Consider the following 24,218-nt stretch of genomic DNA (forward strand, 5'->3'; position numbering starts at 1 on the left):
CATAAAGCCGCGGGACGCCGCGACCGGGCTGCCGGATGCTGAACGCTTTTCCACGCGACACCCGTCACTCCGGGTATGCCTTCACTCGACGAACTCGGCTTTGTCTCGCTCGGCGACACCGGCCTCCAGACCAGCGAACTCCAACTCGGCACGTGGCGGTTCGGCAAGGAGACCGAAGAAGGGAACGTCGAAATCGGCGAGGAGCGCGCGTACGAACTCCTCGACGCCTACGAGGCCGCGGGCGGGCGCTACATCGACACCGCCGACGTCTACGGCGGCGGGCAGAGCGAGGAGTGGATCGGCGACTGGCTCGCCGACCGCGACCGCGAGCGCTACACCATCGCCTCGAAGGTCTACTGGCAGATCCGAGAGAACGACCCGAACAGCCGCGGCACGAACCGGAAGAACATCCGACACCGCATCGACGCGCTCTTAGAGCGCCTCGACACGGACTACGTCGACGTGCTCTACATCCACCGCTGGGACGACGAGACGCCGACGCGCGAGATGATGAAGACGCTCAACCGGCTGGTCGAGGACGGGAAAGTCCACTACCTCGGCGCGTCGACGCTCCGCCCGAACGCGTGGAAGGTCGCCCGCGCGAACCAGCTCGCCCGCGACGAGGGCTGGGAGCCATTCACCGTCCTCCAGCCGCGGTACAACCTCGTGGACCGCGAAGTCGAGGGCGACTACCTCGAGATGGCGCGCGACGAGGGCCTCGGCGTCTGCCCGTGGAGCCCGCTCGGCCAGGGCTTCCTCACCGGGAAGTACACCCGCGAGGACGGCCTCACGGGCGAGTCGCGCGCCGCGGAGTCCAGCCGGTTCGCCGACTCCTACCTCACGGAGGAGAACTTCGACGTGCACGACGTCCTCGACGAGGTCGCCGCGGACGTCGACGCGTCGCCGGCGCAGGTCGCGCTCGCGTGGCTCATGCACCGCGACGGCGTCTCCGCGCCCATCGTCGGCGCGCGCACCGTCGAGCAGCTCGAAGAGAACCTCGACGCCGCCGCCGTCGACCTCACCGACGAGCAGGTCGACCGCCTCACCGAAGCCAAGGGCGGCCCCTACGCCGGGCTCTAAGCCGGCGCTCTGGAGCGGCGGTGACCGGAACGCGAGTTAGAGGTCGATTGTCCACGTTGTCTCGCCGTCCGGGTTAGTGACAGTGCGGGTCGTCTCGACCCGCTGGCCGTCAGCGGCGACCGAGACGGCGTAGGTGCCGAGGTCCGCGCGCGTTCGGTACGCGCCCGCTCCGTCCGTCGTTCCTGACTCCTCCGTGAACCACTCGTCGAAGACGAGGTCGACGTAGGCGTCGTAGCCGGGTTTCGGCGTCCAGTCCTCGTAGAAGAGCGGGGCGTCGTCCCGCCAGTGCTGGCCGTCCCAGAACCCCCAGAGGCGAAAGCCCGCCATCGCGGGGTGGCTGTAGCAGAGTTTGAGGAACCGGTAGAGGTAGCGGCCCGCGACCTCGTCGGAGTCGAAGCCCGGCGTGTCGAACTCGGAGACGACGAGGTCGACGTCGCCGAGGCCCGCGAATCGCTCCAGGCGACGCCACTGCTCGGCCGGCGTCACGCGCTCGCTCTCGCCCATCGCGTGCGCCTGGAAGGCGACTTCGTCGAGCGGCGCGTCGTCCGCGAGGAGGTACTGAATCAGCGTCGCGTAGCGGTCGCGGTGGCGCGGTCGGTCGAGCGTGAGGATGTCGTACTCGTTGACGGCGAGCGTCGCGCCGGGCGCGGCCTCGCCGGCGGTGTGGAACCACTCGCGGAGCACGGGCGACCGCCACGCGGGCGCGTCGGACAGCGCGTCCGTGAGGAGGTGATGGCCGACGGGTTCGTTCAGGAAAACCCACTCGGTGACGTCGTGGTCCTCGACGTAGTGGCCGAGAATCGTCTCGACGTGGTCGGTGACGAGCGACCGGAGCCGGGCGTCGTCGCCCGCGTCGAGCGCCGCCCAGACCTCCTCGGGGAGGACGTTCGCGCTATCGGTCTGCCAGACGACGGGCGCGCCCGCCACCGACACGTCGTGGTCGCGGAGGAAGGCGATGATGCGGTCCGCGCGCTCGTGCGCGCCGGCCTGCGTCCACCGCCGCCACTTGTACGCGTTCTCGAACACCGCCTCGTTGAACAGGTCGGCGACGGACTCGCGGTACGGACTTCCCGCGCCGACGTCGAAGTGCTTCGCGACGTTGTACGCGGTCGAGAAGTCGAACGCGTGCCGGTCGAGCGTTACGTCGACCGACGCGCCGGACAATCGCTCGCCGTCGCGTCGCACGACGACCGCGACGTCCGAGCGCCGGTGTTCGTCGATACGCGCGTCCGCCGCGTCCTCCCACGACCTCGACCCGTCCGGGGGCTCTCCGACCGTCGTCGGCCGCTCCGTCGTGCTGTCCGCTCGCTCCCGCGTCGAACAGCCGGCCAGCGCCGCCGCCAGCCCACCCACGAACCACCGCCGAGTCGTCTCGGGGCGCACGTCAGACACTCACAGCCCGCCGACACTTGGAGCCAACGACTGTGACACCGCCCGTCGCGCCGGCTTCGACGACGACTTCGCCCCGGTCGAACTCTCTCCGACTCGGGCGTGAAAATCTACGCGGAGCCGACGGCGCTCAGAGCGACGCTCCGCGACGCGTCCGCTGAGTGACGCGAGCGGTCAGCCGGCGAAGACGCTCGCGAGCGAGGAGACGGAGAGCGCCGCCGGCGCGCGCGGGAGCGTGAGTCGGACGACCGACCCCGACGGGTCGTTATCCTCGAAGTCGACCGCGCCGTCGGACATCTCGACGGTCCAGTAGATGAGCCAGAGGCCGAGACCCGCGCCGTGTGAGAGCGAGGTCTCCTCCGGGAGGTGGATGGCTTCGATGTCGGCCGCGGGGATGCCGGACCCCTGGTCGGTGATTTCCACGACGACCGTCTCGCCCTCGGCGCGGAGGGAGACGGACACCGGCGTCTTCGGCGGGTTGTGTTCGACGGCGTTCTCCACGGCTTCGCGGAGCGCGAGCGCGAGCGCCGGGTGAGCGATGACGCGACACGGCTCCGGCGCGTCCACGTCGATTTCGGCGTCGGGGTACTCCGCTTCGACGGCCTCGACTTCCTCGCGGACGAGCGTCTGGAGGTCGAGTTCGACCGGCGTGTCGTCCTCCCAGATGGTGACGATTCGGCGCGCGCGGTCCGTCGTCTCGACGAGCCGCTCCAGGTGGGTTCGAATGACCCGCGTGGACTCGGCGACGTCGACGTCGCTTCCCCCGCTCTCGATGTTCTCGAGGTAGCCGAGCGCGATGGCGAGCTCGTTCCGGATGTTGTGCCGCATGACGCGCTGGTTGATTCTGAGGAGCTTCGTCAGCTCGCGGGCCTGTCGGAGGCGCTCGGTCGATTCGACGGCGTAGAGCGCGCTCCGCGACCCCACGGCCGCGCCGAGCGACGCCGCGAACGTCAGGAGGAAGACGAACTCTCCCGAATCGCCCTCGATTCGCCACGTCACCCACACCGCGAACGCGAGGAGCGTGAACGACACCGACACGGCGACGGCGAGGGAGAACGCCCGCCACCGACCGCGCGTCGAAGCCGGGCGGTTCGGGACTTCCCACGCCGTGTAGAGCACGATGACCGACAGCCCAGCGACCAGGAGGGACTCTAGTAGCGTCCCCAGGCCCTCCCCCTCGGTGAGCACGTGGTAGACGCTGAACGCGAGGCAGACGCAGCCGAGCGCGGCGAACCCGTGTTGCGGGCGAAGCGACGGGGAAGTCTGCACTAGCCGACAGTAGAGCCGGAGACGGGAAATTCCTTTCCGACAACAAGACGACACCAACGCCGGGCGCGGCGTTCGGTGCGCGACACGTCAGCGCCGATGGCGGTCCCGGTCAGGCCGCCGTGACGACGCCGGACTCCGTGGCGAGTTCGGTGTCGTTGTGGTGGACCGTCACCTCGAATCGGGTGCCGGCGTCGACGTCGGAGAAGTCGAACGCGGCGTCGAACGTCCCGTTCTCGCCGACGTCGACCGTCTGCGTCTTGAGGAACGGCGAGTCACCGCTCGACCTGACGCGCACGGTGACGTTCTCACCGCTACTCTGGTTCGTCATCCCCTTCACGTGTTGGTTCTCGGCGGCGTGAACCGTGACGTTTCCGTTCTCCGTCTCGAAATACGGCGGCGTCGGCTGCGACGCGTCCGACGACGCGAAGCCGCCGCAGCCCGCCGTCGTGAGCAGCGCGGCCAGAGCGAGCGCCGCGAGAGCCGAACGGGCCTTCATCGACACTGAGCGCCGAGGAGAGCGTTCGAAGTCCGTCGCGGACGTGCTGACACTGGGCGCGAACACCGTGTGGAGAGCATGTGACGACGACTACTCACGGGGCGAACATTAACGTCGGTGAACGGTCAAATAGCGACTAGAGCCTGAGAGACCGCCGGGGGCGACCGGCCCGCATCCACAGTCGGTTCCTCGTCGAATGCGGGGTGGCGGGTCGTGGTACCTCGACCCTCGGAAGTGTTATCCGGAGCGTGCCCCTTTGTTTGGTTGCAATGGCACACGGTAAGGTTGATTTCTTCAACGACACTGGCGGCTACGGTTTCATCTCGACTGACGACGGCGACCTCGACGACGACGAAGACGTCTTCTTCCACATGGAGGATGTCGGCGGCGAAGACCTCACCGAGGGGACTGAGGTCGAGTTCGATATCGAGTCCTCGCCCAAGGGGCCTCGCGCAGCGAACGTCGTCCGACAGTAATCCGAAACACCCGTCGCGCAGCGCGACGGCCGACACTCACAGCTTTTTGAGAGACTACACGTCCCAGCGACACGCTCCGCGGACGCGATAGCGCGTACTCCGCTAACACGAGCGGCGTCGACGTCTGGAATGATTTCATCCCGCCTTGTTCGCAAACTACACTACGGCTACATGCCCGAAGTGCGACGGTCAGTATAGTGCGAAAGACGACGATTACACTGGGAAACCGTACCCCGCAGACGAGTTAAGTCATAGCTGCTTTGGAGACGACGGAACATCGTATCTGCACAGATAACCGACTAGACGACTGCATTCAACAGACTCTCAGAAAGCTATCAATATCTGAGGGATGTCGACAGAGCCAACCAGGAGTGGTTCAGGCTCGCCCCCTCGACGGGAGATTCACCAGTCGGGATGAACAGCCCCTGTCGGTCTCCGACTCGCTCGGCCGGCTTCCGTTTCAGGTACTGTCTCGCCGTCGACGACGTCGTTTCGCCAGCACCAGGACGTACTGGTTCAGTAGTTCCAGCTAGATCGAGGCGTATACGCAATGGAGGCTGCCGAAGGAGCGACTACAGGAACTGCAGCTACCCTTCTCCGAGCGCACTCATGCTTCCGTCTGAACCGGGGGAGAAAATCGCCTCCGGAGTCACGATTACGCGACTCGTGCCACCGGGAGCTGTGCTCCATTGCTCGTCCCCGGTTGCCCGAGATATCGCGGTAAGCCGCTCCTCGCTTCGGATGAGTACCGTCTCGCCGGCGACAGTCGGGGTACCAACCCGCTCGCTAGGTGATTTGTATGTCCACGCTTCCTGTCCCTCCCAGTCGATCGCATAGACCGTGCTCCCGGCGGACACGTACAGGTGTTGACTGTCGACCGCGATTGGCCGCACCCCTGCTTCAGGGATGTTGAACGACCACTGGCGGGTCCCATCGGTGTCGAACACAGTCACGAGTTGATGACTCTGCACAACGACTCCATTGGGATGGGCGACTGGCCCACCCGTCACGGCCCGTGTCGATTCTTTCCACTCCTTTTCGCCAGTTGCGGCGTCCAGCGCAACGACGCCAGTCTTCCCCGACCGCGAGCCGAGGTAGAGCGTCTCATCGAGAACAGCACCTGAGTGGGTGAACGTTCGCCCACCAGCCGCTGCATCGACGCAGTGTGACCACCGTACAGAGCCATCTCCGACCGCGAGAGCGTGGACGCGCCCGCTCCAGTCGGGGACGTAGACGACTCCGTCGGCGATCGTGGGTGGGGCTGTGAGTCTGGCGTCGATGTCGACGAGCCAGTCTTCGTCACCGTACCGCGTCTGGAAGCCGACGATACGACCCTTTTCGAGCGCCCGCTTGGCCGTCACGACGATGTGCTCACTACTGACTGCCGGTGGCCCGTTCGGCTCCGCTCGGAGCGGCACCTGCCATCGTTCCTCACCTGTCGCGGCGCGCAACGCGTGAATCCGGTATCGATGCCGTGCTGTCTCGGAGATCGCGTCGACGGGGACGTAGAGGTTTCCAGCACTGACCGCTGGTGTTCCAGTGGCCCGTACCTGATCGAGGTCGGTTTGCCAGACTGCATCCGGGTTCGATGGACCTGACGGTGCCCGGCGAGTATGCCCGGGGGTTCGGCCGACCATCTCCCACGCTCCAGTGACTTCGCCGAGGTCTCCGGATGGGCGGGACGGTGAGAGGCAGCCTGCGAGCGCAATACTCGTCGAACCGAGGACCGTGAGGAGTTGGCGGCGCGTATGGGAGGGCATGGACGACGATTATCTCCGGAAATACGTTAATTTGAGGTAGCATACCGGTCGGAATTCGACTATCCGACGACTGACGCTGGTGAACTAAGGTCTGCGTGGAGGACTTCGCCGTCGCGAACGACGTACCGCTTCGCCAGCACTGAGAAGAGCTATCTCGTGAACCTCGCCGTCTGGATATTGAGTTCTCGCAGGACTTCCTGAGTTACGACGCAGCCCTCGGAGTCCGGGAGGCCGCTCTCTCCGGTAGCCCTGTTTGAACTCTTGCTCCATCGGAAGCGCCTCACCGCTCGCCGGCGCGGAAAGACTCCCCATCGAGACTGACGTCGGGCTTGCAGGAGCCCGCCGCCTTAACCAACGAACCTCGACACGAATCGCAGTCTGTTGGTCAATCGACGCCCAGCACTGGCGCTCCTCGAGACCGGGGCCGTAGCGAGCCGAGCCACACACCCGGCACTCCCAGATCGGTCGCCCGTCCACAGGTTTGACGGTCGAGTTCCTGCGTCGTCGGTACCGACGACACCTAGCGATCAGCCGCAGCCTCGCCAGTGGATTCGGCCAGCGCCATCGCTGGAACCAGCCACACCGCGTCGTCGGCGTCGCCGAGGACCGCGTCGAGACGCGACGCGTCGCGGATGCCGTCCCCCGCTGGTCGTAGAGCCGCGTCGGGACCTGCTCCCGACGCTCCCTGCCCGATCCACTCAGGCCGGTCACGGGCGGCACTGAGAAGCCGCTCTCCCTCTCCTGACAACACCTGTACCGCGTCGAGGAGTGAGGGCCATTGCTCGACCAGCTGGCGCGCCGGTGCCTCGTCGAGGTCGTAGATGAGCGTGTAGTCGTCGACGGCCGGCTCCGCCTCGTCGGCAGAAGGAGGCTCGCCGCGGCGCGTTACCGCCGGGGGGGCACCCTCACACCCGTCGTTGAGACTCTCGTTCGGAATGTGCGACGCCTCGCCAGTCGGCCGCAGTTCCTCGAGATCAGAATATTGGTTGTGCATCGGTTGGCTCGTAGGTTCTGCCGGGATGGTATTTGAACCTCTACCCATACTCCCATGAGAATTTCTCTCCAAAGGCGTGCCACAGAGAAGATAAGCATCGTATCGAGGGACTAGTAGCCCCCCCTGAGACCGGTGAACTGCGCTATTCGGTGGCGAGTTCGTCGTAAATCTCCTCGTGTTCGCCGAGGTCCTGCCGGCCGAGGAATCGGATGAGATACTGCCGTGCCTCTTTGGGGGACAGCTCATCCACACGCTTGGGGGAATCACGTTCGCTGGGCATTCTTACGGTGGGTTTGATGCGCTATTCAGTCTGTCCACGTCGTCGTTTTCGTACGCTGCTCGCCACATCGCATGAACGGCACGCGTCACGAGTGAAACCTCGGTTACGTCGATACAGGACGGTTCGGCGTCCGTTGTTGCGGCCTCGGGCGGGGGATGGAAATGAATCTCGGGAGAGTGGGTGTTCGGATGCCGATCGAAACGCCAGTTGATGTCGTCGCTATCGACGTAATGGAACGAATACATCTCTAGTTCGCTCCACTGGATATCGAGCCGAGCGCTCTCGGCATCGCCGAGCCCATCGCTGAAACTGATCTGTAGTTCCGTGGGCGCGACGACATCATCGTACGAGGTGTCTTCAACGAGTGGTTCGAGTTCGAGCCAGAGGTCACGAATCCGCTGGAGCGCCGGAAGATAGATCGTCCCGAACTCGCCGGCACGGTCGTTACCGTTCATACGGCGAGCTGGTGGCTGGCCTCGTCGTAGGCGAGTGCGGCTTGGGCAACGGCGAGATTCTGTCGCGTTGTGCGCCACGCGGTGAGGTCGTCCCACCCTTCCGTCTCGTCGGCGTCGAGTTGCTGGGCGAGTTCCTCTGGTGACACCACGTCGTAGCGGTCCTCGTAGCGCCGGATTTCGGCCTTCATGTCTTGGATGCTGTCGAGCAACTCCGGTCGATCGACTTCCTCACGCAGCTCACGGATCCGGGACATCAACACCCGGTCGCTGTTGCGCTTGTACAGCGTCGTTTGGCCGTCCTGTTCCGTCTCGGCGAACCCGGTGTTCACCAGCGTTTTGCAGTGACGACGTGCCGTCGGCTCGCTCATGAGGGCGCGGTCGGCGATCTCGGCTGCCGCTTGCCCGTCGTGGGTTTGTTCGACGATTTCGTACACCCGCTCAAACGGCGTGGTCTCTTCTTTCCAGTCTGCCTTGACCTGCTCGTTGATGTCATCCCACGTCTCGGTCATACTGGGTGCTACGCGGTCGAGAAACAAATAGTTTCCTGAGGAAACTATCTGACGGTGGTGGTTGTGCAGGCGTGTTGTCAGGCTACTTGCTCCGCTAACGTCTCGTAATGCGTCTGGACAGTCGTTGGCGTGACGTTCCCTGTCTCTGCGACGTCGCTTTGCGTCATCCACTGCCCCTGTTCCTGCCCCGCTTTGTAGAGACAGGCCGCTGCGAACCCGGCCGGATGGACGCCCGTCGTGAGGCCGTGCTCCTCGGCCTGTTCCGCGAGGGTGCGGGCCCGCTGTCGGATCTCGTCCGGACACTCGAGCTCCGAGGCGAGGCGCGGTACGAACATGCTGGGGGAGACGGGCTCAGCGGGAAGGCCCAGCTCTTCGTTCAGCGATTTGTAGGCGTTCGTGACTCGTGACTCGTGACTCCGCCACGCGGGCCATCTCGCTGACGTCGTCCACTAACCGCGAGCGGCCGTTGCACCGGCAGGCTCCGTAGACGGTGGCCGCGGCAATGGCCTCGATGGATCTACCACGAAGCAGATCCTCGTTCTGGGCGCTCCGGAAGAGCTGACACGCCTGGTCACGGACCGAATCGGAGAGGTCGAGGGCACTCGCCAACCGGCGCACTTCGCCCAGCCCGTGTGCGAGATTCCGTTCCGCTTTCGACCGCCAGCGGCCCCGGGTTTGCTCACGGCGCATCCGCGCGAGTCGCCGTCGCTTCTGCCCAGAGATCTCGTTCCCCTTCGCGTCGGTGCCACGACCGATTTCCGTCGACGGGCCGCGATTATGGCGAGCCGCCGTGAGTGGAGCGCCCGTTCGTTCACACTCCTTAAACACGTCGCGAAACGGCGACGATGGAGTGGCCTGCGTTGGCGAACTCAGACGTGTTAATCGGAAGCTTCAGACTGGAGTCTCTCGACTATCACAGGTTCGGAAGGTAGGGGGTGGTACAAACGAGATCAGGGGTGACTGAGGGGGATTTCGCTGATTCACCGCACAACTGATCGGGGGTGCGTCCCACCACGCCAGAAAATATACGCGAAGTGGTAGAACGCGCTAAAAACGGGACCGACAGAAGAATGCTGTCGCTACCGAATTCTGCAAACCCGAGAAAGAAACCCGCTCGTTAGTACGGTGGTGGAAGACAGTTCAACATCGAGTCAATACAGCCATTCGCCGAGATCTCCGGACGCGGCCGCAACCGCCCTTCCTCCGGTCCATAGCCGTCGTACTTCTCATACACCAACACCTTCATCGTATAGTCAGTAAGCCGCCACACATTGTACAGTAATGTAGCGAACATGAAGCTGAAACATCGCATTCGGAAATCCGTCGACGCAATCGACGGCAGGAACCGCGAAATCGACTTATATGCATTCTCAATATCCCATCGACGTTCATATCGACCAATCAACCCCATCGCCTCATCTGGCGACACGTCATCCCGATTCGTCATGAAAACCGCGTAACTCATTTCTTCCGTGTCCTCGCAACTACCACCACCCTCTCCATTGCTGGTTGGCCGATCGTCTACCACCTCAAAGTCCTCCGTCTGTGCCGGCACATACATAAACTGCACCTCATGCTCTCGGGCTTCATTCGTCCCAGTATCTGCACCCGTGCCAAGCGTGACATCCGGCTCAACAGCTATATCAGCAACCTCGTGATTTCGCACCTTCTCAATTCCATCCAAATCTCGTTCGTACTTCTGTTTCGGGATGAGGTACGTCAAATCGTGTGAGTCAATCACGTCCTGCACACCGTGCGCATCGAACCCGCGGTCCACCATCACCATATGTAGATCCACGTGCTCTAACGCTTGCTCGAGCAATCGATCCACAATCTCCGCATACGATACCGACTCACCATCATCTCCCTCCCAAATTGAGTTATGTCGAACCGGCTCGACAGCAAGCACTAACGGTACATTATTTCCGACGATTGTCAACGTCGCATACGCATACCCGTACTCGTGGCCACCCTTCATCCCTTCAACCATTTCCGGGTAGTCGTCCTTCGGAACCTTCGTCTTCCCTGCGTCATTAACTACAATCCGCTCGTCGTCAGGCTCGATTTCGTCTTCACTCTTCCACGGTGAGACGTGGAACTGGTCGTGCGTAATGTCAATCGCGGCGACGGCAGGCTCCTGAAACATGCCCGTGTTACGCACCGCATCGACGAACCCATCAACGGCGTCAGCATACTGGTCTTGGATTGTGTTGGCGATACGTCGCCACGGTGGAGTCGGTGTCCCGTCCGTCTCAACGTAGTCGCTAAGCTCATACTGATGAGTTTCTGGCGTGGCGAGCTTCTTCACTGCCCGAGTGTGCGTATCGTTGTGTAGGACATCCGTCTCTTTGTCGCCATACTGCCGGTTTAGTGATCGAAATGCGACACGGGTCCCGGATCGTTCTCCAAGAAAGCTTGCTTTTGTCTGCGAGTACCATACCCGATCATCGGCGTGTTTCGTGTTATTGGCGCGCCCAGTGTCGAACGCAGTGAATACGGTGTCTCTGGCAAGGTCCATGAACTGGCCGACATTTCGGTCTACAAAATGGTGAACCGGTTCCAGTTCATCATCGCCGTCTGTAACGTCGTCTGGATCGGGTGCAGGTGGAGCTACTTCTGTGAGCCTGATATCGCGGTCGGCGGCGAGTGACTGGATGGCTTCCGCAGTCTGATTGATGACGCGTCGCGTGTCAAGCCCGAGGCGGTTCCGCCACATATACGAAAGCCCGCCTTGGGTAGGTGACCCCTCGTCCGGGCTGAAGCCGAACCGTTGAGTGAGGTACGGCCACGTATCGAGACGTCCTGCGAGCTCGGAATCACTGTAGTCGCACAGCTCGCGGTATAGAAACGTTCGGACAATGGGAGCGAAGCCGAATCGGGTACTGGACTGTGGCTGGTCGTATTGATCGGAAAGTGCATCAAACGGAATATCTAGGTGTTTGACGATCTGCGAGATATTGTCGTGGTTGTCAAGAAGGGTATCCGCCTGCTCGACCAGGCGTTCCACGATTTCGGGCAGGTCGTCATCAGCCATGTGTGGCGGGGAGTGATTGGAGGGTGTCTGGAGATCGTCGCCGAGACTACCGGGTGGTTAGTTTGTGCCAGTGTTTGCTTCGGACAGGTGAGCGTCGAGGAGTTGCTGGACGTCTTCGAACGCGAGTGCTGGCTCGTTACTGTCGTGTTGCGAGAGTGCGTGGTGGGTGAGTTGCCAGAAGTTGTACTCGGCGGTGGCCGCGGCGAGTGGCGGTACAGCTCTCCACGAGGAGCCGATTTGCGGGGTGGCAAGGGCGTTCCGAACGACCGCCGCCTGGATTTCGATTGGAACCCACCGGGTGAGGTACTCCTTTAGGACGGCTGTGCTGTCCGCTGGGTCAACGTTGAGATTCGTCAGAAGGACCCGGTACCGATCCGCCGCGTCAGTACTGATGTTGTTGTCGGCGACCGTGGGGGTTGTGGTCGGGAGTGGAGTGTAGAGTGCTGTTGTCTCGTGGTTGGACTGGCGAAATTGGCAGACAGCGGCCGTAGTATCAGCACGGTTGTTGAGGTCGTGGATGATCTGCCAGTCCGTGTGCCGGATTGGTTTCTGGATGATGTACGACAGGTTGTGGTGGTCGAAGACTTCGAGAATCCGCTGTGAGCAGAGATCACTGTCGGCGACGACCTGGTCAATCGTGACGGCATCACGGGCGTGTGCGAGAAGGTCGTCTACGAGTCCAACGAGCGTGTCTCTGGTTTCAGGAGGGGATTCTGCCGGCGTGGCGGTTGGGTGGTCAGCGACGGCGAGAATGAGTGAGCGGTCTGTTCCGACGACCGAGAGGGTGAGGTAAGCCGCTTCCTCGTCGACGCGGGAATGGGTGGAATTCGTTTCTTCGACACGGGTGAGATCAATGGCAACCGTGACTGGTTCGTCAATCAGGTTGATGTCATGGGCGGTGGCGATGAGCGAAGTCGTTCCTGGGGTGGTGTTGTCCGCTCGGGGGCGGGCGGCTTCGAGCGCGATGGCCAGGCCCGCTTCGTCTGATCCGGGTGCCGCAGTATCGGTAAGCGCCGAGACGATGTGGTCGGCGGCTGTGGCAACGGTGTCGTGAATATTGGTAGTCGATTGCGCTGTCATGTCATTAGGCGGTGATTCCGTCATGGGCTGAGTGGTGACTGGTCAGGTGAACGGCTTGCAGGAGGTTGGTGACGCGCCGATGCGTCTGAGTGATGACGAGAACCAGCTGACGGACGTAGTGAGGTAACTCGTTCCGCCAATCGCAGGATCCTACTATAGGCGCCTGCGGTATCGAGCTGGCGTGCCGTCTCAGTGTTGTAATGTGATTTCATTCGTCGTGGTTGGCACAGGGCGATGTTACTGTATTTTACACCTTATTTGCCGGCGTGTCGTTTCCGAATTTCCGATTTAGAATACTGCCAGAGGGAATATAACGCCTTATAAAGGTGTATTCTACTCCTTGGTTTAGAAAGCAGATAGCTTTAGAATACAGCGTCGGTAACCCATTTCACCACTACCAGTGATACCCAAACGAATGGACAGCCCGCCTCCGACCTCTGTAGCCGAATATCTCACTAGAAACGGCGCTTTCGTCGTATTGTATGAAGTAGCATCCGGCGCAAAGCGATTCAATGAAATCGAAGACAGCGTCAATAAGAGTTCTAGAACTCTATCCAACCGACTTCAAGACGGGACCAGCATTGACTTATGGGAGAAGAAAACATCCCAGAAAGAAGCCCATTTACCGCAACGATATTGGTTGACAGACAAGGGCCAACGAGTCTGGGAGAAAATGCAAGACCTGGACTACCCACACCACCTTGTGAAATATCGCACCTACCGGGATGAAAAGGAATCCCGAGAAGAACAACTCCAAGAATGGGTTGAGGAAAAAGAGTTGTAGCCAGAACTGTGACCTGTAGGAGCATTCTCAGTCCCGCTCGGATTAACCGGCGGCAACTTCTCCTGCTTCGTACTCAATTTATACAGTCATTCAATTCCATGCATGTCTTGAACTCGGAATCAAACTTGACGCGAACCGGTTTGAGGCCTCACGTGGTGCAGGTCACGTAGACGACCATCCCGATCCGAACTACGTGGCCACATTCGTCATCAAGCGAGTACAAGTAGCAGTCGTTGCTCGCGCGATCTCTTTATTTAGGCGAGTTCCTGGAACTGAATCGGCTGAAACGGACGTACAGAACGTATCGCTCACACATAGGTTCATAAACCCCAAGGAGAAACCAATCCTTGATGGCTTTTTCACAGGCATGGCTCCTTTCGGCGTTAGCCCAAGCGACCGCCGCAATCGTCGGCCTCACGATTGCGTTTACAATTTCCTCATACACTACTAGAAGAGAATATGTCCTAAGCCGAACAGACCGATATCGAGATGAAATTATTGAATTCAAAGAGAAATACCAATATGTGTTTGACAATATGGCGAGGGCACTCAAAGAGAGTAGCTCCTTCCGCTATGAAAATGTTCGATTCAATTTGGATGAGGATATTGATTCCTGGGCGGAGAACCAGCGAGATCCTAAAACCGCAGAGGTTTGGGCTCGGATTTCTGGCATAGCGGATGCATTGTCGGACATTGAACCGAACCTGAACCCAGATATGACGCGTGAACAGGTGGGTATGATTAATAAGGCAAGTGAAGAATTGCCGTGGTATTTCGGATCAGGTACTGATTCTTCAAAGCAGGTTTATCGTGAGGTGGCTGGACTGAACGAAGATGCTGATTTACCGGATGGATATTACTTTGAGGACATTTTTGACGAAGGTCGTAGGGTTGAGAGTTGGCTGAGTCGGTTCCTTACAACGAAATATGATAATCAGGTGGCAACGAAACCAGGAGATATGCCGCTATCTGGGCAGAATCTCTATTCTTGGGCTACCCTGTTTGAGGAACTAAATCGAGACGCGAAGCATATAGCCTCAAGATCTGTCGGAACTGATGTTGATGATTTCCTTAACCGAGAGTTTTCGACGAACATCCTAATAACAGACATTAAGCTGTCCATCGTTGGGATATTGATTCCTCTTCTGTTATTAGTGAGTTCACCGGGGGCGAAATGGCCAGAGTTCATCACGAGTCATGTGCCGGATTCTCTTCTGTCGTGGCTACTATATCCTGTAGAGATTCTATTGATTTTTGCCGTAGCCTACTACACAGGCTATCTATTCCTCTATATGCTGGTTGACCTGAATTACGAAGTGCCCACGACGATGAAGGAAGCTCTCGGAGTTGAAGACTCCGAAACTGAAGGCGGTTAATATCTGTTAGGAACGGAATTGTTTTATATATTAAATATTTGAAACAAACGTTTGGTACGCAAATGTACTGAATGGGTGTTTCACCTCTTCCACTGAATAAAGAAATCGTATTGACAGCTACTGGTAGGCATGGAGCTGGATATTGTGGTGGAGCTTCAGATATGAGAGAGGCTTGACGACAACCCGATAATTTAATACGCGGTCTCTGACGGGTTGGCGAACTCGTCCTTGATGAATACGACGTTGATGCCAACGCTCGCTCGAATCCGATCCCTGTCGTTGTACATATCGGATGCGTCGCTTGTCACGATTCGCTGAAGGAAGTTCCTGTCGCTCAACCACGCTACACTTGAGAGAATTACCGTGTCAACGTACCCATCGACAAATCCGAGGGGGTCAGTATACTGTTGCCATTGCTCCTCCTTCACGTCTTTATCGCGGACTCGTGTACGAATCACCTCGCGTTTTTCCCGTGCCTGGGTTTGAATCGTATCACACAGGGTCTCCATCACTTCAGCGGCGACCTCTGTGGTGATCGGCCGCCCATCAATTTCCTCTTCCAGAAAGCCTCGAATCCGTGGACGGATGTACTCCTCAATGAGGTCCTCATCCGTCTTTTTCTTCACCTGGCTTTCCTCCAAGAACGAGTCCACGAGCGTCTCTAAGTCCAACTCCTCATCGGTGAGCGATTCCATTTTCAAGTCCAGGTTGAATTGGGCGGCACGAATCGGGGAGAGCTTCTTTCCAAAGACGCCTTCTTCTGTATCCCAATCAACGTCCGCCTCTTCCAACGAATTCTCCCGAGTCCGATTACAGTAGTCGTAGATGACGGCCTCATTGACAAAGAGCGCGTTTTCAGTGTCGAAGAGGCGCTCGGCTTCGTCCCGCCAGGCATCATGGAGGAAGGTCAGCCCGATCAATAGGCCGTTGTCTAAGAAATACCGCGCCATGGTTCACCCGGTCACCTCGATGTCAAGGAAGGGTACGACGAAGGCTTCTGCCGCTTGTAAAGCCGTTTCTGAATCACGAGCATTCTGACGTGCATTAGTCCGCTCCCGTTCCAAAAGATCGGCCCGCATCGCCTCTTTTTCCGCCTCAATATCGGAGATATCCCGCTCCGCCTCGATCTCCTTCCTAGAAACGCCGTTGTTCTCGCGGCAGGCTAACTCCAAGCAGAACAACCGCCAAAACTTCGTCGCAAGTCGGTCAACTTCCTCGGCATCGAAGTCATTGTCATTCAATTCAGCTCGCATCACCCGATACCAGATCATCAGATCATCTTCGTAGGCAGGGAAGTCGGCCGTCGGGAACGCTTGAACGAATTCTAGAAGGTTACGCCGGATCTGTTTGCGATTATTATCTCCAAACAGCGTGGCTTGACTTGAGTCAGCGGCAACCTCGATTTGCGTATCTAATTCACGATAAATTCGTTGTACGTCATACGGAGCTTCTTCGTACATCTCGTCAGTAATGCCCTCCAGATTTTTGCGGTAGTACTTGTCGAGACTCCGTGACAGGGCCTTCCGCGCTTTCCGAACTGTCCCATGAGACGCCTGGATATCCTCAATGCTAGTGTCACACTGGATCCGTTGTCCACTACCCGTAGAAATCGTACGAATACCCGTATTCGCGGTCTTCACCTCTGTCCCATACATGTACCAAAAATACGGGATATCAGCGGTGACGTTCTCGTCCTCGAGCTCCTTCGCGGCAAAGTAGAGGACCTTGTTGAACGCTTTCGGTGGGATCGATCCAGAATACGTTGATTGGTGTTCATTGAGCAGTATCGCAGTGATTTCCTCCAACGATAGCTGGGGACTCATGGGAGCGTCTTGTCAAAACGAAGTGGAGGTGGTTGTAAATAACCTCGCCTGAGAATGTCGATTTCTACGGAGGTTTTTTCTCACATACTTTCGTAGTCCTGTTCACTGTGTCATGGGAGGATCTCGAGGGGAAAGGTGAGGCGAGCCATCACCGCGGAGAGGTCTATCGCCAAGTCGTAGAAGAATACTTAGAGTCGGGCGAATTTCTTCGTCAAGGTGAGCCCTATTCGGGCACGAAAGACATTCGTCTCACGCGACCGGCACACAACGAGGAGAAGGTGTTCCGCGTTGAGACGAAGAATACCAAGGCCAGGATCGGAAGCGAGTCATTCGTAACCGAGGTGGCTCGTCACTGCTTAGATTTCCATTTCGGCGATGAAGAGTTTGAGTGGTACATTTACGCGCCCGAGTATTCGAACCCAGATCGGTGGCGGCACATTTTCGACGGCCGAATTCGCCGTGAAGACGAAGTGGGAGACTACTTCGGCGAAATAATTGAGAAACACAATCTCACCGAGGAGGAAGCTAAGAAGTTCGCGGAGTTGGACGTCGAAGACTTTCGAGAGTTTATCGAAGTTGTCGCGCTGAAGAAGGCCACATCTGGTCGTCTCCAAGAACTGATTCGGGAGAATACGAAGACCGATCGTGCTGAGAAGAAGTGGGAGTTCTACATTCAGGAAAACGAGCCCAAGTACGAGCCGACTGATTATCTCCCGAACTTCTTCAGGATTACAGCGTATCCGGACAGTGTCTGGGAGATGCAGAGCATGGCGACCGGCCTCAACGATGTGTTTGACGCTGTTCCCCGGTATTTCCCCCTTTGGGTCGAAGGTGCCAGTGCATACAGCCTCGTAAGTCCGGATACCTTGCCGGCTGAACTGGAGCCACTTCTCAAGACCGACGAAAGCACTGAGCACGAGTTCGAAAAGTGGGCCTTCGAGGACGGCACCCCCGTTGACCGCCGAATTGTCACCGGGTTACTGAACAAACAACTGATTTGGCGTGGCACTCAGCTACATGAGGCATGCCGGGCAGTGCGCCATAACAGGACATTCAAACTCATCATCCCCCTCCCGGAGGGCGGACACGTCCAAAAGACACTCACGGGGGAAATCATCGACCCGGACGATGCGCAAACCGAGAAAGTAGAGGGCTACACCGTTACACGGGATATGGGACGAGGAATCGGGCATAGATATGGGCATCCTGAGGTCAAATTTTACGGTCGCCACGGGTACGCGTTTATTTCGACAGGCTGGTTGTTCACAGCGGAAGGCAGAGGTAATTCAGTAATCGAGGGTGATGCCGCAGACGATCTTCACAACAGCCTCGACAAGAACAATTACGGGAAGACACCGAATCGACGAGCGCAATTTCGACAATGGCGACAGTATCTCCGCATGGGTCAGGGGGAGGACGAAAAGCTCGTTGGTGAGGAATTAGCCCGAATGGACGCCTCTCAGCGGATGGTGTTCGAACGGCCGCAAGAGTTGCATCTCTCAATGCGGCCTCCGAAGAATAGCGAGGAACGGGACGAGCTTATGGAGGTGAACTAACCGATGGCAGGCGATCAGTTCCAGTTGGAACGACTCGAAGAGCCGAGCCTCGTATTCGCGGGCGGCGGGGAGAAGAAAGACCCACGTGCCGGGATTTTGGAACACGGTCCATGCCCGCGGTCCGCGGAGGACGTTGCTGAAGTTGTGAATGTCGGCATCGTCGGGGATAGTCGTTCGATCAGCATGATGGAGGGGCTACTGCGGGCGATGCGCGGTGGGATTGAGAGTCGCCAGAAGCGAAAGCGCTGGAAAACACCCTTCCCGGGGCTTGGTGTCGATTCCCGTCTGGGGTTTGACTACCAACTTGTGGAGCAATGGAAGGGCCGGATTCGTGATGACAAGATGGAGGCGTTAGAGGATGTACGTGGGCGAGATGAGCGGGCTGAGTTCGCATTTAAGCACATCAAATACCAGATTCAGAGTATCTGTAACACGACGCCGTCGCCTGACGTGATCTTCGTCACGATTCCTGAGCGCATCGTGGAGGCCTGTTCCGACCCTAACACAGACACGACTGAAATTCGAACTGAGAACGGGAACTTCCGGAGTCGAATCAAAATCGCGGGGATGGAGAAGCATACCCCGACGCAACTCATGTCGCCGGAAGTGCTTCGGGACACGCGCGACGTGCAGGAGCGGTCCGAAGTCGCGTGGAATGTCGCCGTCGGGATGTTGTATAAGGCACGTCGCGGGCGTCCATGGAAGCTTGGGAAGCTCCGGAATCAGACTTGTTACGCGGGGATTTCGTTCTTCAAAGAGCGTGGTGAAGATCCAAAGATGCGGGCTTCAGTAGCGCAAGTCTTCATCCCGGATGGCCGGCATTTTGTGATTCGTGGCGATCCTGTCGAGGACGTTGCGAGTGATGAACCGCAGACCCACTTGTCGTATGAGGATGCGAAGACGCTGGTGGAAGATATCTTAGAGAACTACGGGAGCCATATGGATGAGCGACCACGGCGACTGGTGCTCCATAAGTCGTCGAACTTCTTGGACGAAGAAGCGCGTGGCTTCCATGACGGGGCGGAGGACGTCCCGGAGAAGGACTTTGTCACAATTCGAAAGAAGCATCCTCTCCGCATTTTCCCGCCGTCTGGTGATCACCCAGTGCTTCGAGGCACCTTAGCTATCCCTCAAGGTGAGAAGGAGTACTATCTCTACACAAAAGGGTACGTGCCTGAACATTCAGTGTACAATGACCCGGGGACGCCGAACCCGATCGTCATCCGCCCGCACTCAGAATACTACACAGGCGACTATAGCCGGATCTGTGATGAAATTCTGGCGTTCACAAAGCTCGACTGGAACAGCTCTGACTTCTGTAAGCGAAGCCCAGTCACAATCGGTATCGCAGATGCAGTGAGCGACATTCTGGCCGAACCCGAAGCCTCCGACGTCAACCTTGAGACACACTATTATTACTACATGTGAGATGGGGAAGGACGTTCTCGCTCCTTTCGGTACGGTTCTGTAGGTTCGGCGAACGTCTATGTTGGAGTCGGAAGTTTACTAGTTCACCTAAATGTTAACTCGATACCCATCAAACTAGTTGATAGGTGATTGCCATGGATTACGTCTCCGGGGATGATAACACGAATAACAAGCATCTGGCAGAGGCATTGGATATGACAAGGGAAGGCAGTGCGCCGCCTGACGGGACGACAGGGTACGACGAGCAACGCTTCCAGGGCGACGTTGAGACACTCCGGGATTCCTGTTTCCACGTCGCTATTGAAGAACTGCAAAAGATTGAGTCGGCATCAGGAGAGAACCAAGAGGACATTGATCGCGTCATCGAAATGCTTCAGAACGCCAGATATGCGAATGATGAGCGTAGAGCGCAAGTAATGGCAGAGGCCCACGATATCCTACAGGATGTTTGGGTACCACCGAAATAACGACCAGTAGTTCCGAGCACGGTTTCTTGATGTAGTTTCTCGTAACGGGGCGTTTTCATTGAGCGGAGAGTTTTATACAGGTTCCCCGGAGAAGTACGCTCTATGGCCATTCACTATCTCATTTCAGAGGAGTCCAGAGAACGCATTAACAATGAGTTCTGGAACGGCTACGACCCGGAACACTGGTTTTACAAAATCAAGATGTATGACGCGTTGCTGGAGAACACAGCTGATTTTATGGACGAGATGGGGGATGAGGAACTCCAAGAGAAGTCCGCTGACTCATTCCACCAGGCTATCGAGAGCGAAATTGTCTTCAACTTCTATCATATGACAGAGTCCCTGTTTATGCTCATAAGCGTGTGTAACAGCCTTCTTCCATGGGTTGAGATGAGGCACATTCGAGTCAATGAGATTGCCGATTTTATGCGCGATGTAGTAGTGGAGAAGGACTGGGAGGATGGTCACATTAAGCAGATTTTCTATCCGGGTATGAGAGAGCCGGAAGAACACGAGGGAACAATGGAACCTTCTATCGAGTTTATTGAGGAATACCTAGCCCGGATGAGTGAGTGGTATTTGGACAACGACATCTACAATGAATACAAACACGGAATGCGACTCTCCACCTCAGGGGGGCGACTACAAATAGCGCCCGAAAAGGAGTTCATGGGAGAAACCGAGCCAGTAGTATTCGAACGAGAAGGGACTACCCATGTGTACCTAAAGGAGGAAGAGGTTGGGCGAGACGATAGTGAGGTGTATTATACCCTGACTCGAGTGATGAGCGGATTTGACTACGAACTATTCCAGCAGTTCTGTTACATCAACTACCTCCTGATCGATCAAATCGTTAGCATCCGCCGAGAACAACTCCAAGGGAGCCGAGAAGACGAGGAAGAGGCGCGAATCGAGGTGCACTCGTTCCACGATATGGATATTGATGAGATATTCGATTACAATCACGAGAAAGAATGGGAGTTCACAGTCTCCTACCCAGCCGGCGATTCTATGGTAACGATTGAGTGAACGTGCTCTATTGGGGGATTAGCCCACATATGGACCGATACACAATGAGACGGCCATAGAGCCTCCGTGCCGCTAGACTCTGAGGAGATGTTTCTACCGGCCCAAGTATGCATACTGCCCTTGATGTGGAGTGTAGCTTGAAATAGCCTGGCTGATATTACCGCGCATATGCTCAAACCCTTCGAGATCTCTGAGCGACTTCAGTCCCGATTAGAATCAGTTGAGGAGCAAGTAACAGACGCCTACGAGAGTGGGACGGCAAGATCTGAAGATAGAGTTTCAGGATATCTATCCGGGATTCTGTCTGCGGAGCTTGATGACACATTCACGTCTGGTTCTGACGAAATACGTATTGACGTCGACGCGTTCGAAGGGACGAACGAACCTGAGAGTGGTGTGGACATTGGCCTTCGATATCAGCTAGTCTCAGAGGAATTCCGTCTCTCAACAGGTATGTTGATTCAATCCAAACGGTTCGGGAAATCCGATCCTCTATTGCGGCACCAGTGCTATAAGATGCTATCTCGGACACAAGAATCCTACATCTTCACGTATTCTCCCGGTGAAATCGGAGTCGTTCCGGCGCTCCCAGTATACTGTGACGGGGGAACCGGAGGAAAGTATACGAGATACTATAGTAATGGATTCGTCGAGTTTCTGTGCAAGTTCTTGGAGGGATACCACGGGGATATTCGTATTTCTGACGCCCTTGACCAGCCGGCTGATGCGTTCCCGGTACCGGAGCGCGTCAACTATCTGATTGATATGCGAGTCCAAGTTAATTAGGCCGAGACTGAATTCACCCCCGTCGACAGAGAGTATTTCGACAAAATTTGGTGGGAGGATCAATACTGATCTATCACCAGATCTCGTCGCCTCTTGTGGCCAGAAATTCCATTAAATATTCTTCATCCACCCAATCTCATCGGATCGCTTTTCGAATCCTTCAGTCTCCAAGATATGTTCCATAGCCGAATGGGTGGTGTTAGTTGTGGTGACTTCACTTCTCCCCGCTTTTCGACTCAACTCGATGAATTCGTGAAGTGTCGCACGGGCGACACCCTTCCCCTCTCAGGGCATCTCCACCGTGATGTGCTCGAGGTCGCCCGGCACACCTTCGATTGCGCCCGCAATTTCGCCATTCACAAGAATACTGTACCCTAGCATCGCCTCGGTGAGCGTCACCATCTTCTGATCCACTTCGTCAATAGCGTCCGCGGCAGTCATTAGCCACAACTACCGACTACTGGCCCTGAACAGTAGATAGCCGCACGGGCTCTTTATTCAAGAGGTGGTCTGGGGGCACCCGTTGGGCAGGCAGGCAGGTAATTATACCCTCCTGATTGCTTGGCCAAAGCGATATTTACTGATATGATTAGACCGCTGTTGATTCACTTTAGGGCCCATTTGGTCTAAATCCGTGAAGGTCACCCGTTGTCGTTTTCCACTCGCTTCATCAATAGGGATGAAAAACGTAGCCTTCTTCTCCAAATATCCAGCTAAGAGGTCAACGTATTTCTTGTCGTAGTGATTGGCGTTCGCCTGGATATAATACCGGTTCCCCTCCTCGTGCTTTGCTGTTTTAACCTGAATTCTGTATAGTGCTCCGTCCATGTCCACGATGAGGTCGTATTGATGGTCATGGCCAAAAGGGAACGACACGCCGAACCCCTTCTCCATCAACTCTGAGGCGACAGCCAATTCTGACTTCTCTCCTTGTCGAGAGGAGTTGTTCATATCGTCCATGTTTATGTGACGTAATAAGTATCAACCGGCACCTCTCGCTATGAGATAGGTCTGTACTGCGTTCACTGACTGAGTTGGTCGTGAGGTTCCGGGCCGCCCAGCGTGACCATCTCGCCTGCGTCCAGACAGTTTGGGCACAACGGCGGATCGTCTGTATCCCCATCCCAGTCAAGGGCGTCCCACGCGAACGTCTCCGGGCAGGCTGGGCAACTCCACTCGTACGCACCATACTCTGGAACCAAGTCGGGGTACACGTGCGCGAGCGTGGGTGTCAGTTTCGCACCGGCATCTGCGTACCCATCCAAGTACTCCGTGAGTGGGTCGCGGTCGTAGTCGGCGAACAACGGCAACAACCCGTCAAACTCGATATCCGAGTACGGCGTGTCTGCTTCGCCGCATCGATGCTTGTACGAGCAGTACGAGCACTCCCAGTCACGCTCCGAATCAGCCGGCGGTAACTCCCCACGCGCCTCATAGTTGGTCTGGGCGGCCATCCACTCGGTGACGCGCTCCCAGAACTCGGGGTCGAACTCGATGTGGAAGGCTTTGAGGTCGAACGTGGTACGGCTCCCGTAGACAACCAGCCCATCACGGACCGAGTGGTCGTGTTCCTCATCGAGGGCGTACAGGTAGGCGTGGAGCTGGGCCTTGTGGTGCGGCTTCGGCTCGGAGAGGTGCTGGACGTCTTTCGTCGTCTTGATTTCGGTGACGAACAACGGCTCTGCGTCTTTCGTCACGATTGCTGGGTCGGTTGAACCGCGAAGCCGCACGGTGGTGCCTTCGACGGTGATTTCGGTGTCAATCCACACCGAATTCTGGACGTACGTCTTCGGCGTCGTGGCGTCCTGGAGGAACGGTACGATTACCTGTTCTTCAAACTCAGAACCGATCCAGAACAGGCCCTCGGGCGGTGTGCCCTCGTTTGGCGCATTCTGGCGGTCGTAGCTGGCTTTCCGATGGCACTGAAGGAGTTTACTCGGCGTGTGCTTCCCTGGATCCTTCGGCGGGGATGGCCCGTTGAAGTACGCTTGCCCCTCAAGGATGTTCTCTGCGACTTGCTGTTCCGCGTACCACTCACGGAACGTCTGATCGGATATCCGGTCACGCACGATTTTAGAGACGTACGCCGACTTCCCGCTAGGTGTTTGGGGCGGGTCGTGTGGTGGTGTAGTTGATTCGTCGCTCAT

General features: G+C 57.6%; 22 protein-coding genes and 3 pseudogenes. 9 read left to right on the forward strand and 16 right to left on the reverse strand.

The genetic code is table 11. The features are described 5' to 3' along the window. Window positions 1-75 precede the first annotated feature (75 nt). Window positions 76-1,080: an aldo/keto reductase gene (locus IEY26_RS13045; RefSeq protein ID WP_188979627.1), complete on the forward strand. Its 1,005-nt coding sequence runs from the start codon at window positions 76-78 to the stop codon at window positions 1,078-1,080. Window positions 1,081-1,116: 36 nt separating this feature from the next. On the opposite strand, the gene IEY26_RS13050 is transcribed toward IEY26_RS13045, so the two are convergent. The 3 genes from IEY26_RS13050 to IEY26_RS13060 all read right to left on the reverse strand — a co-directional run bounded on the left by IEY26_RS13050 (window position 1,117) and on the right by IEY26_RS13060 (window position 4,234). Further along, window positions 1,117-2,472 carry an endo-1,4-beta-xylanase gene (locus IEY26_RS13050; protein WP_188979629.1) on the reverse strand — a complete coding sequence of 452 codons (1,356 nt, stop codon included), beginning with the start codon at window positions 2,470-2,472 and terminating at the stop codon, window positions 1,117-1,119. A 171-nt stretch (window positions 2,473-2,643) separates the two neighbouring features. Then, the gene (locus tag IEY26_RS13055) at window positions 2,644-3,738 is read right to left on the reverse strand and encodes a sensor histidine kinase (RefSeq protein ID WP_188979632.1); all 1,095 of its coding nucleotides are present in this window, start codon (window positions 3,736-3,738) and stop codon (window positions 2,644-2,646) included. Window positions 3,739-3,847: 109 nt separating this feature from the next. Continuing rightward, on the reverse strand, window positions 3,848-4,234 hold the full coding sequence (locus IEY26_RS13060) for a BGTF surface domain-containing protein (protein WP_188979633.1): 387 nt from the start codon (window positions 4,232-4,234) through the stop codon (window positions 3,848-3,850). Window positions 4,235-4,503: 269 nt separating this feature from the next. Between IEY26_RS13060 and IEY26_RS13065 the strand changes: the two genes are divergently transcribed. Next, window positions 4,504-4,710 carry a cold-shock protein gene (locus tag IEY26_RS13065; protein ID WP_004978121.1) on the forward strand — a complete coding sequence of 69 codons (207 nt, stop codon included), beginning with the start codon at window positions 4,504-4,506 and terminating at the stop codon, window positions 4,708-4,710. A 587-nt stretch (window positions 4,711-5,297) separates the two neighbouring features. On the opposite strand, the gene IEY26_RS13070 is transcribed toward IEY26_RS13065, so the two are convergent. The 8 genes and pseudogenes from IEY26_RS13070 to IEY26_RS13100 form a co-directional block, all read right to left on the reverse strand. Beyond that, window positions 5,298-6,470 (reverse strand): outer membrane protein assembly factor BamB family protein, encoded by a 1,173-nt coding sequence (locus IEY26_RS13070; RefSeq protein WP_326838284.1) that lies wholly within the window; start codon window positions 6,468-6,470, stop codon window positions 5,298-5,300. Between the two features lie 59 nt (window positions 6,471-6,529). Further along, a pseudogene (locus tag IEY26_RS17495) lies at window positions 6,530-6,709 on the reverse strand (hypothetical protein); the annotation flags it as partial. 172 nt (window positions 6,710-6,881) lie between these two features. Beyond that, window positions 6,882-7,464, reverse strand: a pseudogene (locus tag IEY26_RS13075) (hypothetical protein); the annotation flags it as partial. Window positions 7,465-7,746: 282 nt separating this feature from the next. Beyond that, window positions 7,747-8,199 (reverse strand): hypothetical protein, encoded by a 453-nt coding sequence (locus IEY26_RS13080; RefSeq protein WP_188979637.1) that lies wholly within the window; start codon window positions 8,197-8,199, stop codon window positions 7,747-7,749. Then, window positions 8,196-8,708 (reverse strand): winged helix-turn-helix domain-containing protein, encoded by a 513-nt coding sequence (locus tag IEY26_RS13085; RefSeq protein ID WP_188979639.1) that lies wholly within the window; start codon window positions 8,706-8,708, stop codon window positions 8,196-8,198. The genes IEY26_RS13080 and IEY26_RS13085 overlap by 4 nt, the downstream gene beginning before the upstream one ends. Before the next feature lie 77 nt (window positions 8,709-8,785). After that, window positions 8,786-9,521: pseudogene (locus IEY26_RS13090) on the reverse strand (transcription initiation factor IIB); the annotation flags it as partial. A gap of 304 nt (window positions 9,522-9,825) precedes the next feature. Continuing rightward, window positions 9,826-11,742 carry a transposase gene (locus tag IEY26_RS13095; RefSeq protein WP_188979646.1) on the reverse strand — a complete coding sequence of 639 codons (1,917 nt, stop codon included), beginning with the start codon at window positions 11,740-11,742 and terminating at the stop codon, window positions 9,826-9,828. 57 nt (window positions 11,743-11,799) lie between these two features. Then, window positions 11,800-12,846 carry a hypothetical protein gene (locus IEY26_RS13100; protein WP_188979648.1) on the reverse strand — a complete coding sequence of 349 codons (1,047 nt, stop codon included), beginning with the start codon at window positions 12,844-12,846 and terminating at the stop codon, window positions 11,800-11,802. Window positions 12,847-13,237: 391 nt separating this feature from the next. On the opposite strand from IEY26_RS13100, the gene IEY26_RS13105 reads away from it, so the two are divergent. Both IEY26_RS13105 and IEY26_RS13110 read left to right on the forward strand, forming a co-directional pair. Beyond that, window positions 13,238-13,606 carry a winged helix-turn-helix transcriptional regulator gene (locus IEY26_RS13105; protein WP_188979650.1) on the forward strand — a complete coding sequence of 123 codons (369 nt, stop codon included), beginning with the start codon at window positions 13,238-13,240 and terminating at the stop codon, window positions 13,604-13,606. A gap of 350 nt (window positions 13,607-13,956) precedes the next feature. After that, entirely contained in the window at window positions 13,957-14,982 is a 1,026-nt protein-coding gene (locus IEY26_RS13110; RefSeq protein WP_188979652.1) for a hypothetical protein, read from the forward strand. A gap of 191 nt (window positions 14,983-15,173) precedes the next feature. Here the strand turns inward: IEY26_RS13110 and IEY26_RS13115 are convergent, their stop codons facing one another. Further along, the gene (locus IEY26_RS13115; protein WP_188979654.1) at window positions 15,174-15,932 is read right to left on the reverse strand and encodes a hypothetical protein; all 759 of its coding nucleotides are present in this window, start codon (window positions 15,930-15,932) and stop codon (window positions 15,174-15,176) included. A gap of 3 nt (window positions 15,933-15,935) precedes the next feature. Further along, complete coding sequence (locus IEY26_RS13120) at window positions 15,936-16,805, reverse strand: hypothetical protein (protein WP_188979656.1); 870 nt, start codon at window positions 16,803-16,805, stop codon at window positions 15,936-15,938. 107 nt (window positions 16,806-16,912) lie between these two features. Between IEY26_RS13120 and IEY26_RS13125 the strand changes: the two genes are divergently transcribed. From IEY26_RS13125 to IEY26_RS13145, 5 genes are all read left to right on the forward strand, one after another. Beyond that, the gene (locus tag IEY26_RS13125) at window positions 16,913-18,361 is read left to right on the forward strand and encodes a hypothetical protein (RefSeq protein WP_188979658.1); all 1,449 of its coding nucleotides are present in this window, start codon (window positions 16,913-16,915) and stop codon (window positions 18,359-18,361) included. Window positions 18,362-18,364: 3 nt separating this feature from the next. Beyond that, a complete protein-coding gene (locus IEY26_RS13130; RefSeq protein WP_188979660.1) occupies window positions 18,365-19,789 on the forward strand; it encodes an argonaute/piwi family protein in 1,425 nt (474 codons plus the stop codon). A gap of 125 nt (window positions 19,790-19,914) precedes the next feature. After that, entirely contained in the window at window positions 19,915-20,256 is a 342-nt protein-coding gene (locus IEY26_RS13135; RefSeq protein ID WP_188979662.1) for a hypothetical protein, read from the forward strand. A gap of 102 nt (window positions 20,257-20,358) precedes the next feature. Continuing rightward, entirely contained in the window at window positions 20,359-21,285 is a 927-nt protein-coding gene (locus IEY26_RS13140; protein WP_188979664.1) for a hypothetical protein, read from the forward strand. 168 nt (window positions 21,286-21,453) lie between these two features. Further along, window positions 21,454-22,071 carry a hypothetical protein gene (locus tag IEY26_RS13145; protein ID WP_188979666.1) on the forward strand — a complete coding sequence of 206 codons (618 nt, stop codon included), beginning with the start codon at window positions 21,454-21,456 and terminating at the stop codon, window positions 22,069-22,071. A 285-nt stretch (window positions 22,072-22,356) separates the two neighbouring features. On the opposite strand, the gene IEY26_RS13150 is transcribed toward IEY26_RS13145, so the two are convergent. The 3 genes from IEY26_RS13150 to IEY26_RS13160 form a co-directional block, all read right to left on the reverse strand. Beyond that, the gene (locus tag IEY26_RS13150) at window positions 22,357-22,512 is read right to left on the reverse strand and encodes a hypothetical protein (protein ID WP_188979668.1); all 156 of its coding nucleotides are present in this window, start codon (window positions 22,510-22,512) and stop codon (window positions 22,357-22,359) included. 102 nt (window positions 22,513-22,614) lie between these two features. Next, window positions 22,615-23,031, reverse strand: a complete 417-nt coding sequence (locus tag IEY26_RS13155; RefSeq protein WP_188979670.1) for a group I intron-associated PD-(D/E)XK endonuclease — start codon at window positions 23,029-23,031, stop codon at window positions 22,615-22,617. Between the two features lie 62 nt (window positions 23,032-23,093). Further along, window positions 23,094-24,218, reverse strand: coding sequence for a CRISPR-associated protein Cas4 (locus IEY26_RS13160; protein ID WP_188979671.1), 1,125 nt, complete (start codon window positions 24,216-24,218; stop codon window positions 23,094-23,096).

The organism is Halocalculus aciditolerans, from assembly GCF_014647475.1.
Lineage (GTDB): Archaea > Halobacteriota > Halobacteria > Halobacteriales > Halobacteriaceae > Halocalculus > Halocalculus aciditolerans.

What these genes read in the sequence shown, in the direction of transcription:
- IEY26_RS13045 (WP_188979627.1), top strand. Translation starts at nt 76, where the DNA reads ATGCCTTCACTCGACGAACTCGGCTTTGTCTCGCTCGGCGACACCGGC.
- IEY26_RS13060 (WP_188979633.1), bottom strand. Translation starts at nt 4,234, where the DNA reads ATGAAGGCCCGTTCGGCTCTCGCGGCGCTCGCTCTGGCCGCGCTGCTC.
- IEY26_RS13065 (WP_004978121.1), top strand. Translation starts at nt 4,504, where the DNA reads ATGGCACACGGTAAGGTTGATTTCTTCAACGACACTGGCGGCTACGGT.
- IEY26_RS13070 (WP_326838284.1), bottom strand. Translation starts at nt 6,470, where the DNA reads ATGCCCTCCCATACGCGCCGCCAACTCCTCACGGTCCTCGGTTCGACG.
- IEY26_RS13080 (WP_188979637.1), bottom strand. Translation starts at nt 8,199, where the DNA reads ATGAACGGTAACGACCGTGCCGGCGAGTTCGGGACGATCTATCTTCCG.
- IEY26_RS13085 (WP_188979639.1), bottom strand. Translation starts at nt 8,708, where the DNA reads ATGACCGAGACGTGGGATGACATCAACGAGCAGGTCAAGGCAGACTGG.
- IEY26_RS13095 (WP_188979646.1), bottom strand. Translation starts at nt 11,742, where the DNA reads ATGGCTGATGACGACCTGCCCGAAATCGTGGAACGCCTGGTCGAGCAG.
- IEY26_RS13100 (WP_188979648.1), bottom strand. Translation starts at nt 12,846, where the DNA reads ATGACGGAATCACCGCCTAATGACATGACAGCGCAATCGACTACCAAT.
- IEY26_RS13105 (WP_188979650.1), top strand. Translation starts at nt 13,238, where the DNA reads ATGGACAGCCCGCCTCCGACCTCTGTAGCCGAATATCTCACTAGAAAC.
- IEY26_RS13110 (WP_188979652.1), top strand. Translation starts at nt 13,957, where the DNA reads ATGGCTTTTTCACAGGCATGGCTCCTTTCGGCGTTAGCCCAAGCGACC.
- IEY26_RS13115 (WP_188979654.1), bottom strand. Translation starts at nt 15,932, where the DNA reads ATGGCGCGGTATTTCTTAGACAACGGCCTATTGATCGGGCTGACCTTC.
- IEY26_RS13120 (WP_188979656.1), bottom strand. Translation starts at nt 16,805, where the DNA reads ATGAGTCCCCAGCTATCGTTGGAGGAAATCACTGCGATACTGCTCAAT.
- IEY26_RS13130 (WP_188979660.1), top strand. Translation starts at nt 18,365, where the DNA reads ATGGCAGGCGATCAGTTCCAGTTGGAACGACTCGAAGAGCCGAGCCTC.
- IEY26_RS13140 (WP_188979664.1), top strand. Translation starts at nt 20,359, where the DNA reads ATGGCCATTCACTATCTCATTTCAGAGGAGTCCAGAGAACGCATTAAC.
- IEY26_RS13145 (WP_188979666.1), top strand. Translation starts at nt 21,454, where the DNA reads ATGCTCAAACCCTTCGAGATCTCTGAGCGACTTCAGTCCCGATTAGAA.
- IEY26_RS13150 (WP_188979668.1), bottom strand. Translation starts at nt 22,512, where the DNA reads ATGACTGCCGCGGACGCTATTGACGAAGTGGATCAGAAGATGGTGACG.
- IEY26_RS13155 (WP_188979670.1), bottom strand. Translation starts at nt 23,031, where the DNA reads ATGGACGATATGAACAACTCCTCTCGACAAGGAGAGAAGTCAGAATTG.
- IEY26_RS13160 (WP_188979671.1), bottom strand. Translation starts at nt 24,218, where the DNA reads ATGAGCGACGAATCAACTACACCACCACACGACCCGCCCCAAACACCT.